Source organism: Roseibium sp. HPY-6 (assembly GCF_040530035.1).
Lineage (GTDB): Bacteria > Pseudomonadota > Alphaproteobacteria > Rhizobiales > Stappiaceae > Roseibium.
In genome coordinates, this window is record NZ_JBEWCD010000001.1 from 1,402,018 (window position 1) to 1,413,789 (window position 11,772).

At 56.5% G+C, this 11,772-nt stretch carries 13 protein-coding genes; 8 read left to right on the forward strand and 5 right to left on the reverse strand.

All coding sequences use genetic code 11. The features are described from left to right. Window positions 1-56: 56 nt before the first annotated feature. On the forward strand, window positions 57-1,361 hold the full coding sequence (locus ABVF61_RS06665) for an ATP-binding protein (RefSeq protein WP_353993679.1): 1,305 nt from the start codon (window positions 57-59) through the stop codon (window positions 1,359-1,361). 14 nt (window positions 1,362-1,375) lie between these two features. Here ABVF61_RS06665 and ABVF61_RS06670 read toward each other — a convergent pair whose 3' ends face one another. The 5 genes from ABVF61_RS06670 to ABVF61_RS06690 form a co-directional block, all read right to left on the reverse strand. Then, complete coding sequence (locus ABVF61_RS06670) at window positions 1,376-1,717, reverse strand: tRNA-binding protein (protein WP_353992737.1); 342 nt, start codon at window positions 1,715-1,717, stop codon at window positions 1,376-1,378. A 67-nt stretch (window positions 1,718-1,784) separates the two neighbouring features. Beyond that, complete coding sequence (locus tag ABVF61_RS06675; protein ID WP_353992738.1) at window positions 1,785-2,486, reverse strand: TetR/AcrR family transcriptional regulator; 702 nt, start codon at window positions 2,484-2,486, stop codon at window positions 1,785-1,787. A 158-nt stretch (window positions 2,487-2,644) separates the two neighbouring features. Beyond that, window positions 2,645-3,463, reverse strand: coding sequence for a pyrroline-5-carboxylate reductase (gene proC / locus ABVF61_RS06680; protein ID WP_353992739.1), 819 nt, complete (start codon window positions 3,461-3,463; stop codon window positions 2,645-2,647). Then, window positions 3,460-3,960, reverse strand: coding sequence for a type III secretion system chaperone family protein (locus tag ABVF61_RS06685; RefSeq protein WP_299472850.1), 501 nt, complete (start codon window positions 3,958-3,960; stop codon window positions 3,460-3,462). Before ABVF61_RS06685 ends, proC begins: the two co-directional genes overlap by 4 nt. 346 nt (window positions 3,961-4,306) lie before the next feature. Beyond that, window positions 4,307-4,573, reverse strand: a complete 267-nt coding sequence (locus ABVF61_RS06690; RefSeq protein WP_353992740.1) for an accessory factor UbiK family protein — start codon at window positions 4,571-4,573, stop codon at window positions 4,307-4,309. Window positions 4,574-4,761: 188 nt separating this feature from the next. Between ABVF61_RS06690 and lgt the strand changes: the two genes are divergently transcribed. From lgt to ABVF61_RS06725, 7 genes are all read left to right on the forward strand, one after another. Continuing rightward, window positions 4,762-5,595 (forward strand): prolipoprotein diacylglyceryl transferase, encoded by an 834-nt coding sequence (gene lgt / locus ABVF61_RS06695; protein ID WP_353992741.1) that lies wholly within the window; start codon window positions 4,762-4,764, stop codon window positions 5,593-5,595. Continuing rightward, entirely contained in the window at window positions 5,592-6,680 is a 1,089-nt protein-coding gene (locus ABVF61_RS06700) for a class I SAM-dependent methyltransferase (protein WP_353992742.1), read from the forward strand. Before lgt ends, ABVF61_RS06700 begins: the two co-directional genes overlap by 4 nt. A gap of 90 nt (window positions 6,681-6,770) precedes the next feature. Beyond that, the gene (gene pgeF / locus ABVF61_RS06705) at window positions 6,771-7,538 is read left to right on the forward strand and encodes a peptidoglycan editing factor PgeF (RefSeq protein WP_353992743.1); all 768 of its coding nucleotides are present in this window, start codon (window positions 6,771-6,773) and stop codon (window positions 7,536-7,538) included. Window positions 7,539-7,566: 28 nt separating this feature from the next. Then, complete coding sequence (locus ABVF61_RS06710) at window positions 7,567-8,724, forward strand: M24 family metallopeptidase (protein ID WP_353992744.1); 1,158 nt, start codon at window positions 7,567-7,569, stop codon at window positions 8,722-8,724. A 58-nt stretch (window positions 8,725-8,782) separates the two neighbouring features. Next, window positions 8,783-9,331: a hypothetical protein gene (locus tag ABVF61_RS06715; protein ID WP_353992745.1), complete on the forward strand. Its 549-nt coding sequence runs from the start codon at window positions 8,783-8,785 to the stop codon at window positions 9,329-9,331. 235 nt (window positions 9,332-9,566) lie between these two features. Further along, on the forward strand, window positions 9,567-10,499 hold the full coding sequence (locus tag ABVF61_RS06720) for a ribose-phosphate pyrophosphokinase (RefSeq protein WP_353992746.1): 933 nt from the start codon (window positions 9,567-9,569) through the stop codon (window positions 10,497-10,499). Between the two features lie 215 nt (window positions 10,500-10,714). Further along, window positions 10,715-11,722 (forward strand): BMP family protein, encoded by a 1,008-nt coding sequence (locus ABVF61_RS06725; RefSeq protein ID WP_353992747.1) that lies wholly within the window; start codon window positions 10,715-10,717, stop codon window positions 11,720-11,722. The last annotated feature ends 50 nt before the right edge of the window (window positions 11,723-11,772 follow it).

The following is an 11,772-nucleotide window of genomic DNA, read 5'->3' on the forward strand; positions in this document are numbered from 1 at the left end:
CGCGCTCGTCGCTTTTCTTGCCGTTCTTGCGCGCATACCGGTCGGCTTCGCGGTTCATGTACCGCATCATGCCGAAAGGTCTTTACACCCGAACCTTTCTCATCATCGTCGCTCCGATCGTCATCTTGCAGTCCGTGCTGGTCTTCGTGTTCATGGAGCGTCACTACCAGCTCGTCTCTCGGCGCATGTCGGAGGCGGTCGTGCGCGAGATCGCCGCGATCGTCTACGTGCTCGAAAACTATCCGCAGGATCCCGACCACGCAAAGATCGAACAGCTTGCATCGAGTGCCCTCGGCATGTCGACGTCAATTCTGCCGCTTGAACCCCTGCCACCACCGGCACCGAAGCCGTTCTTCGACGTCATCGACCAGGAACTCAGCCTCGCGATCAGCCGGAAGATCGGCAAACCGTTCTGGATTGATACAGTTGGCCGCTCCCGTTTCGTTGAAATCCGGATCCAGTTGAAGGATTCCATCCTGCGGGTGTTCACACGGCGCAGTCAGACCTACGCCTCCAACTCCCACATTTTCCTTGTCTGGATGTTTTCCACGTCGGTGGTTCTTCTGATCATCGCTTTGCTGTTTCTCAGGAACCAGATCAGGCCCATCGTGCGGCTTGCCGATGCGGCCGAAGCGTTCGGCAAGGGCCGGCCGGTTGAGAATTTCCGCGCCAGCGGTGCGCGGGAGGTTCGGCGCGCCAGTCTCGCTTTCATCGATATGCGCAGGCGTATCGAGCGTCAGATTGAGCAGCGCACAACGATGCTGGCCGGTGTCAGCCACGACCTGCGAACCATTCTGACCCGACTTAAGTTACAGATCGCCTTTCTTGAGCAATCGCCCGAAAGCGAAGCGATGCGCAAGGATGTCGATGAAATGAGCCACATGCTGGAGGACTATCTGGCATTCGCAAGCGGCGATGCGGATGAGGAAACCAAAACGACCGATATCAGCCTGCTTCTGGAAGAACTGGAAGAAGAAGCCGAGATATCCGGTCTCATGGTCACCACCCGCTTTGACGGATTTTCGGAGGCGCAGGTCAAGCGCCTGTCAATGAAGCGGTGCCTATCGAACCTTGTGACCAACGGCTGCAAATACGGCAACCGTGTCGAAGTATCCGGAGCGATAGAGCGTGGCTGGTTGACGATAACGGTCGACGACGACGGCCCGGGCATACCCGAAGATGAACGCGAACTCGCCTTCCGCGCCTTTCACCGTCTGGACATTGCGCGCAATCAGGACGAAACCGGCAGCGGTCTCGGGCTTGCGATCGCACGCGATGTGGCACGAGCCCATGGCGGCGATCTCTATCTGGAGAACAGCCCATTGGGCGGACTGCGGGCCCGGCTCAGGGTGCCTGCCTGACGATCGGCAAACCGTCAGTAAAGCCGCCCACCGATCGGAACGTCTTTATCGGGTGTCAGGAGAACCACTTCACCGTCTTCGTCCGGAACACCGAGTGTCAGCACTTCAGACATGACCGGTCCGATCTGCCGAGGCGGAAAATTCACGACTGCCATGACACGCTTTCCCACAAGCGTTTCGGGCGTGTAGTGCTTGGTGATCTGGGCCGAGGTTTTCTTGAGCCCTATCTCTGGACCAAAATCAATCCGCATCTTGTAGGCAGGTTTACGGGCCTCGGGAAATTCTTCCGCTTCCACGACCTGCCCGACCCGGATATCCACTTTCAGAAAGTCATCAAAACTGATTTCGTCGCTCATGAAGCACCCTTTTGTTTCAGGAGCGAACATGAACGCTGCTGGAAAAAGGCGCAAGCCAGAATGGCGTTCAGGCGCCCGCAGGCTCTTCACCGCCAAAATCGCTGTCGCGCTCGAAATTGTCTGCGCTGTGCCGGCTTCGTCTACGGCGGCCTTTAGACGCCTTCCTGAGGAACGAGCGTACCCCTTTCGCAACGCTTTCAATGCCATTGAGGCGTTTCATGAAAGATGATCCGCTGTCGAGTTCCTTGTCCAGCTTGGCCATCGTTCGCGGCATGCCTTCGTCGGTCTCGTTCAGCCAGGTATCGACAACGCGGGAAAAAGCGATGGCAAGACCTTGTGCAACGACACCACCCTTCAAGCCCGACACCTCGATCCCGGCAGCGATCAGCATCCACTTCTGGGACCGTGCCTCGAGCCTGTTGAAATCCAGTGCCAGGGCCGGGTCTCGCCGAGCCGCCATGTGCAGGGAACGGACCGCGTCCTTGTGTTCTGCAAGCGCATCGATACGCGACATCAGAATATCGAAGAGGCGATCCCGGGGCGGCTGATCACCCATATCCTCATCGCGTTCATCCAGAACCTTCGTATCGATCAACTGCGCAAAAGCCGCGACGAGCTCAAGTTTGCTCCCATAGGCACCGCGCATGTCGGACAGTTTGACCTTTGCTGATTCGGCGATCAGCGGCAGGGAGACGTGTTCATAGGAATGCTCCGCCAGAAGGTTCAGGAATGTCTGCAGGATTTTCTGCTTCGTTTTGGCCGTCGTCATGGATTGATCTCCCTTGGCTCATTCACCCCAAAGATAGGAGACCTCGGCGCAGGCGAAAAGGGCGGCGCAGCGCCGCAGTTCCCGATTTTTCGTGCAATTTTGAGCCGATGGACCTGATCGCCGTACCGTCCTGGCAAATCCAGGACGCAAGGTGATCCTTATTCGGCAAGTTCGCGCGCCCTCTTGATGGCTGCGGCAACAGCTTCTGTCATGACCGGCTGCAAGCCGTTTTCGTGCATCAGGACGTCCAATGCCGCCGCTGTCGTACCGTTCGGGCTGGTTACATTCTGACGCAGGACAGACGGATGTTCACCTGATTGATGGAGAAGTTCCCCTGCTCCACAGACGGTGGCAACGGCCAGTTCGTGCGCAATGTCGTCCGGCAATCCTGCTGACTTGCCCGCTTCGCTCAAAGCTTCGGCCAGATAAAACACATAGGCAGGCCCGGATCCGCTGACGCCGGTAACCAGATCGATCTGGTCTTCCGACTCCAGCCAGACCACTTGTCCAACAGCAGAAAGCAGCTTGGCAACGTCCCGCCTGTGTGCGTCCGTCACCTCACTGGTTGGATAGACGGCTGTGATGCCCCTTTTCACCATTGCAGGTGTGTTCGGCATGCATCGGCAGATGGGAACAAGCCCAAAAACGCCATGAAATTTTGAAACGGGCGTGCCGGCCGCAACAGACAGAACAAGCGTATCTTCCGAAACCACCGGGCTTATCCCAGGAAGAACCTGGTCCATCATTTGCGGCTTTACCGCAACAAGAACTGTGCCTGCGTGAAGATCCGCAGGCACCGCAGTAACGTGGCGAATACCATGATGCTTCAAGAGGGTGTCCATATCGCCGGACAAATGCGGATCGCAAACAACAACAGATGCGGGATCGATGCCCTCTGCCATCCACCCTGACAGCATCGCCCCTCCCATCTTGCCGGCTCCGACAAGAAGAAAGGGACGCTCTTTTGAAAAATTCATGCTTCCCCTGCGGTCTCGAACAAGGCTGTGTTCATCGCTTCTGCAGCCGAATGACCGGCCCACACGACGAACTGGAAGGCTTGATAGAAACGCTCGCAGTTTTCAAGAGCATTTGTGAGCATGGCTTCGATTTGCGCGGAGGACGCCTCCGCGCCGCCCGCCAGCAGCAGCGACTGGCGGAACATGATCACGTTCTCTTTGTGCCAGAGATCGAAATGTCCCATCCAAAGCTGCTCATTGACCAGAGCCAGCAGGCGGATCACTTCGGTCTTGCGGGGTTCCGTGACCTTCAGATCGAAGGCACAGGCAAGATGCAGTGCTTCCACTTCTTCCATCCAGGAGAAGGAGACGTGGTAATCACACCAGCTGCCACCAAGGGAGATTGTGATTTCGTCCTCGTCTGAGCGTTCAAATGCCCAGTCGTTCAACGCGGCAACAGTCTCGATTGTGTCAACGGGATTGCCAGGTCGCTCGAATTCGATCTCGATGAGGCTCATGATGCCTTCTCCCCTTTCGAGCCGGGGCCGAATACCCGATCAGGATAACCGGGCGGGCCGCCGGGATATGTCCCATGCCGGAGGAGCAAAACGCGTCCTTTGGTGGCTCTTTCGAAGCGAACCGGTTCCGTCTTGCTCCGACGAATCCCTGTTGTCCTGAGTATAGGATCAGGAATGATTTAATGGATACATACTATCCCTTAGGAAAAAGCCTAAACTTGTGGACGACTCAGCCACAATTCTCGTCAGGCTGCTCAAAATCATTGCATTTCTGCCGTGTTGATCCGTCGTAATTCTGTCATCAACAATTAACAGAAAGTGCTCACATCATCGTCACCGCGACGCTCTAAGCGTCTCCAGTTTCGGATGAATCGCCATTTTCGAGCTTGGCCAGACGCGATTCGAGTTCTTCAATCCTGTCGAGTGCCCGTACCGCCATGTCCTTTACGGCTTCATGTTCCTCACGCGAAACCATGTCCATGTCGGACAGGAACCGCTCCGCCTGCGCGCGGAATGCGGTTTCGACTTCACGGCGGGCACCTTGCGCTACGCCGGCGGCGTCGGTCATCAGTTTGGCAAAATCATCGAGAAGACGGTTCGGACCCTGGGTCATCTGACCCTCCTTGTTCACGAAAAAGTTCAATGCCTATCAGGTATGAGGGAATTGCAGCGACTTCAAGAACCAAATCAGTCGCATAGCACGCTGGTTCCCAATTCCTTCATGCTTGACGGCAGGGATAAGATCGCGCAAGCGTTCGGCGGGAATCCACCCGTGCCCAGGCCAGCCAAAAAGGACGCAACGTGCCTTCTGTTCTCGTATTGCCGTTTCCGGCAATTGACCCGGTCATCATAGAATTCGGCCCATTTGCACTTCGCTGGTATGCGCTTGCCTATATCGCTGGAATTATTCTCGCCTGGCGGTACATGCGTGCACTTGCCCTGAGTGATCGGCTTTGGAATGGTCTCCAGCGTCCTTCGCCGGCCGATCTCGATGACTTCGTTCTCTGGGGTACGCTCGGCATTATCATCGGCGGCCGCCTCGGCTATGTGCTATTCTACAATCCTGCCTATTATCTCGCCAATCCAGGCGATGCCCTCGCCATCTGGAGCGGCGGGATGTCGTTTCATGGCGGCTTTGCGGGCACTGTGATTGCCATGATGCTGTTTGCCTGGCGCCGCGGTCTTAACATCTGGACACTGTTCGATCTTGCCGGTTGCGCAGCCCCGATCGGACTGTTTTTCGGCCGGATTGCAAACTTCATCAATGCCGAGTTGTGGGGGCGTCCAACCGATGTGCCCTGGGCTTTCGTCTTCCCCGGCGCAGGCCCTGAACCGCGTCATCCCAGCCAGCTGTATGAGGCCGCCCTGGAGGGCGTGATATTGTTTCTGGCGCTGCGTCTTCTCAGCCACCGCTTTACGCTTTTGCAGCGGCCCGGCTTCCTTGCCGGCGCATTTGGCTTCGGCTACGGCATCGGACGGTCGATTGCCGAACTATACCGGGTACCGGATGCGCATATCGGATATCTCTCTGGCTTTCTCACGATGGGTATCCTGTTGTCGCTGCCAATGATCCTTGCCGGTCTCGCGCTCATGATCTGGTCCGGCACGCGACCTTCAAGGGATGCAACGGCTTGAGCGGCCTGACGGAGAGGATCAAGGCGAGGATTGCCAATGAAGGGCCCCTGTCGGTCGCCCAATACATGGCAATTTGCCTAGGAGATCCCGAGGCCGGCTATTACACCACCCGGGACCCGTTTGGCCGTGACGGCGATTTCACAACCGCGCCGGAAATCAGCCAGATGTTTGGCGAACTCGTCGGTGCCGCATGTGTGTCGGCCTATGAAGCGCTCGACGCTCCCGACCTGTTCAATCTGGTGGAACTCGGGCCTGGTCGCGGAACGCTCATGGCAGACCTGTTGCGTGTTGCGCGCTTAAGACCGGGCTTTATCAAGGCAGCCCGTCTCAATCTTGTCGAAACGAGCCCGCATCTCAGAAGCCTGCAAATGGAAAAGCTTGCAGCCGCATCGCTGGAGCCCGTCTTTCACAGCGCTTTCCGCGAAATCCCCGATGGTCCGATCATACTGATTGCGAACGAGTTCTTCGACGCCCTGCCCATCCACCAGTTCGTCAGAACCTCAGACGGCTGGCGCGAACGCGTCATAGGTCTGGATCAGGACGACAATCTGGCATTTGGAGCAGGCGCGGCAAAACTTGCAGACAAGGACATTCCCCCCGACTTCAAAGACTGCCCCGAAGGCACGATCTTTGAAACACAGCCCGCGGCCAACGCGGTGGCTGAAGAGATCGGCGAAAGGCTCGTCCAAAACGGCGGAGCCGCAATCATAATAGATTACGGTTATCGCAAGACCGCACCGGGTGACACGTTACAGGCTCTTTACCGCCATACCCATGACGAGGTTCTGGCCCACCCAGGCGATGCGGACCTCACCGCACACGTCAATTTCGAGGCTCTCGCCAGCGCCGCGGCAAAAGGGGGCGCAAGCGTATTGCCGGTTTTGACGCAAGGTGAATTTCTTTTGCGGTCAGGCCTCCTTGAGCGGGCGGGATCGCTCGGAGCCGGAAAATCGCACGCTGAACAGGAGAGCATCCGCAATGCCGTCGAACGTCTTGCCGGACCTGAACAGATGGGCAGCCTTTTCAAGGTCTTGGCGTTCACTGGTGCAAGGCGTTCCTTCCATCCGTTTGACAGCGCGGTCTGAAGTCCTCAAGGATCAAAAGTCGTGCACGAATCGTTCCTGTCTGGCGGGCCGGTCAGCAGGGCGCGCTCCGGAGCTTCAAAAGGGCAATCGATGAAGATTGAAGCAGATGCGTTGAAACTGGATGGGATACGCCACGGCTTTTTCACACGAAAGGGTGGCATCTCTACCGGCATCTACGAAAGCCTCAATATCGGACTTGGCTCAGATGATACGCGCGACAAAGTTCTGGAAAACCGCCAGCGTGTCGCCGATGAGTTCCAGATTCCATCCGAACGGCTTGTCTCGCCATACCAGATCCATTCACCCGATGTGATCGCGGTTACAGGTCCGTGGGAAGATGGCAGCAACCGGAAAGCCGATGCGCTTGTCACAAATGTCCCTCACCTTGCGATCGGTGTCGCGACGGCCGATTGCGGACCTATCCTCTTTGCCGATACCGATAGCGGCGTTGTCGGTGCCGCTCATTCCGGCTGGAAAGGCGCCCATTCCGGCGTCTTGCAGAACACGGTCGCAGCGATGGAGACACTGGGGGCCAAGAGACAAAGCATCGTGGCAGTCCTGGGTCCGACCATTTCACAGAAAGCCTATGAAGTCGGACCGGAGTTTTTCGAGCGCTTTGTCGACGCAGCGGCAGATCACGGCCGTTATTTCAAGCCGTCTCAAAAGCCAACCCACCACATGTTTGATCTGCCCGCCTTCATCACCGATTGTCTCAAAGACATGAATCTCGATAAGGTTGTGGATCTTAGCTTATGCACCTATGCCGATGAAGAACGGTTCTTTTCCTATCGGCGCACAACACATCGCAACGAACCTGACTATGGCCGCCAGATCAGCGCCATCTCCCTAGGGTACTGACGCGCCATCGAGCAAAGTGAGGACGAAAATGGCACTTCATTTTTCAGACGCTGAATTTGAGCGCCGCTTTGACGAATTGAAAGCCGCGATGGAGGCGGACAAGCTCGATGCCATGCTGCTGTTTGCGCAGGAGAGCATGTACTGGCTGACAGGATACGACACATTCGGCTTCTGTTTTTTCCAATGCCTCGTCGTGACGAAAGACGGCGAAAAGGTGCTTCTCACGCGATCGGCAGATCAGCGCCAGGCGCGCCACACCTCGAATATCTCCGACATACGCGTCTGGATCGATCGTGGTTCCGCCAGTCCCGTGCTGCAGCTCAAGGACATGCTCTTCGACATGGATTTGCTGGGCAGCAGGATCGGCATTGAATACGACACACACGGCATGACAGGCAAAATCGCACTGCAGATCAATGCCGAACTGACAAGTTTTGCCGATATCCGGGATGCCTCCGCCCTGGTGCCCGAGCTCCGGTCGGTCAAAAGCACGGAAGAGATCGCCTATGTGCGAAAAGCCTCGGAACTGACGGACAAGGCGTTTGACGCAGCGATGGAAGAAGTGCGCCCGGGCGCAGACGAGGGCAGAATCCTCGCGGCCATGCAAGGCGCAATTTTTGAAGGCGGCGGGGATTATCCTGGAAACGAATTCATCATCGGCTCAGGCCACGATGCGCTTCTGTGCCGATACAAGGCCGGGCGGCGCATTTTGGGAGACCGCGACCAGCTGACACTTGAGTGGGCGGGAAGCTATCGGCACTATCATGCTGCGGCAATGCGAACCGTCATTGTTGGCACCCCCACCGATCGCCATCAGGAAATGTACCTTGCAACGCGCGAGGCGCTTTCAGCCGTTGAGACACAACTGGTTCCCGGAAAAACCTTCGGTGACATTTTCGACGCCCATGCGGAACGACTGGATGCACACGGCATGATGCAGCACCGATTGAATGCATGCGGCTATTCGCTTGGCGCACGGTTCACTCCCAGCTGGATGGATACGCCAATGGCCTACAAAGCCAACCCGGCGGTCGTGAAGCCCAACATGGTGATTTTCATGCACATGATCCTGATGGATTCGATCACCGATACGGCCATGACGCTCGGACAGACCTACCTCACCACCGAAGCTGCTCCGGAGAGCTTATCCAAGCTGCCTCTCGACCTGCCGGTCAAGTCAGGCTAAACCAAGTGCAATCATGAATCGGCTTGAGCATTTTTCGGAAAGACAGGCCGGTTTTTGAATGACGAACACCCTTAAGCCGGACCAATTCATGCTTTCATTCTTCAGCCAGAAAACACTTTCAGTTCTGCGTAGTTTTGCAGGATTGCTGCTTTTGGGCGTCGTTGCGGCATGTCAGTCCGGTCAGCCGCCAGCCCCTATTTCCGGTCCTGTTTCCGCGCCGTCGATTGCAGGCCAGGCCGATGCCGAAAGCGGCGTTACCTTTGCCTTCGAACCTTTCACGGGTGCACCGGGAAACATTGCCGATGAATTATCTGAATATATCGGGCGTGAGGCGCGCAAGCAGGACATCACCTTGGTCCGCAGGGTCGGCGCCGCAGCAACCTACCGGGTGAATGGATACCTCGCCGCAACGGGTCAACGATCCAACGGAACGGTTTTTTATGTTTTCGACATTGTCGACAACAACGGCAGCCGGCTGAAACGTATATCCGGCACGGAATCGACGGGAGGGGCGTCCGGAGACCCCTGGCAGGCGGTCAGCTCGTCAACACTGTCCCGAATCGCAACTCGCTCGATGGTGGAAATCGAAGCCTGGCTCAACCGATAATAATTTGTTAGCCGGGTAATTATTGCATTGCGTCATAAAAATTCAAAAAAAGCGGGTGTCAAAGCGTATCCGCTGTTGTGGTCCGGTTGCATGGTTGTTACAACGCCGCCGCCTGCTGGGGGTAGCCTGTCTCGACCTTCGGTTTCCGGCACTTGACACGACCTAGGCTTTTTCCGCGTGTTTGCGAGGCTTTCGACCCGCATTCCCGCTGTCGCACCAGAAGGACTTGCGGCTTATGAAGATCGTCGCGGGCAATTCCAACCGAGCCCTGGCGGAGGAAATCTCCAACTATCTGGACGTTCCCCTGGCCAAATGCCAGGTCCGGCGATTTGCCGACCAGGAAATCTTCGTTGAAATTCAGGAGAATGTGCGCGGCGAGGACGTTTTTGTCGTTCAGCCGACCAGTTATCCTGCCAACGACCACCTGATGGAACTGCTCATCATCATAGATGCTTTACGGCGTTCCTCGGCCCGCCGCATCACTGCAGCAATCCCCTATTTCGGTTACGCCCGGCAGGATCGCCGCGCTTCAGGACGAACCCCGATCTCGGCGAAACTGGTGGCCAATCTGATCACTGAAGCTGGCGCAGACCGCGTTTTGACCCTGGATCTCCACGCTGGACAGATCCAGGGTTTTTTCGATATCCCGACCGATAACCTTTTTGCCGCTCCGGTCATGACACGCGACATCAAGGAGCGGTACGCCACTGACAACGTCATGGTCGTGTCCCCCGACGTGGGCGGCGTGGTACGTGCCCGCGCCCTTGCAAAACGCATAGATGCACCACTCTCCATCGTCGACAAGCGCCGCGACAAGCCTGGAGAATCGGAAGTCATGAACATCATCGGTGAAGTGAACGGCTACGATTGCATTCTGGTGGATGATATCGTCGACAGCGGCGGCACCCTCTGCAATGCTGCTGAAGCGCTGCTGTCCAAGGGTGCAGAATCGGTAACCGCCTATATTACCCACGGTGTTCTGTCCGGTGGTGCAGTTGCCCGGGTGACGTCTTCCAAGCTCAAGGAACTTGTGATCACCAACTCTATAGAACCGACAGCCGCGATCACGGCAGCCACCAACATTCGAACGATTTCAATCGCGCCGCTGATCGGTGAAGCGATCAACAGGACGGCTCTGGAAAAATCGGTTTCCAGCCTTTTCAGCTGATCGGAAGCCACGTGAACAACGAAGCGCCGGTACATCCGGCGCTTTTTTGTTTTTGTCGCGCCGCTCCTGACAGGAACGCGTGTTGCATTAAGCCGGAAATCTTAAATTTTTTCCCATTTGGGCAAAAAATTAACCTCAAGCACATCTGCATAGCTTGTAGGCACGCATATTATGTGATCAAATTTTCTCGTAAAAATACTTTCCAGGGGATTCAGATGCTCGTTTCAAAGCCTTTTTCCAGGGTCCGCAGGACCCTGATGTCGGCCGCCTTGGCGGTCGCTGCGACTGTCGGACTGTCGCATGTTTCCGCCGTTGCAGCCGATCCAATCAAGGTCGCTGCAATCTATACCGTTCCGGTTGAGCAACAATGGGTCAGCCGAATCGACAAGGCACTGAAGGCTGCCCAGGATCGCGGCGAAATCACCTACACATTCTCCGAAAACGTCGCCAATACCGATTATGAGCGCGTGATGCGCGAATACGCTGAACAAGGCATGGATCTGGTCGTTGGCGAAGCCTTCGCGGTCGAGCGCGCTGCCCGCAAGGTTGCCGCGGAATATCCGGATACCGCCTTTTTGATGGGATCGTCCTTCGGACCTGCCAAACCGAACTTTGCCGTCTTCGACAACTGGATCCATGAACCGAGCTATCTCTCAGGCATGATCGCCGGTTCCGCCACAAAATCCAATGTCATCGGCATGGTGGGCGGATATGCCATTCCAGAAGTGAATCGCCTGATGAATGCCTTTATGGAAGGTGCAACGGCGGTCAATCCGGATGTGAAGTTCCTGGTGACCTTCATCAACTCCTGGTACGACCCACCCAAGGCAAAGGAAGCTGCTTTTGCAATGATCGACAAGGGCGCTGACCTTCTCTATGCCGAGCGTTTCGGGGTCTCCGATGCGGCCAAGGAAAAGGGGATCCTCGCGATCGGCAACGTGATCGACACATCCGGCGACTATCCCGGAACGATCCTTTCCTCTGCCCTGTGGCACATGGAGCCGACGATCGATCGGGCTGTTTCAGCTGTTGTCGGCGGAACTTTCGAGCCGGCTGACTACGGCCCCTACAGCTTCATGTCCTATGGCGGCGGCAGCTTCATTGTCGATGAAAGCCTGGCAGATGCTGACGCCGTTGCGGCGGCAAAGGCCAAGGAGCAGGAAATTCTGGACGGTCTGTTCCGCGTCAATGTGAACGACAGCGAACCGAAATCGACCATGTAAGTTGTAAAACAGACGGCACCGGCAGTCTCATTTACTGCGGGTGCCGTGCC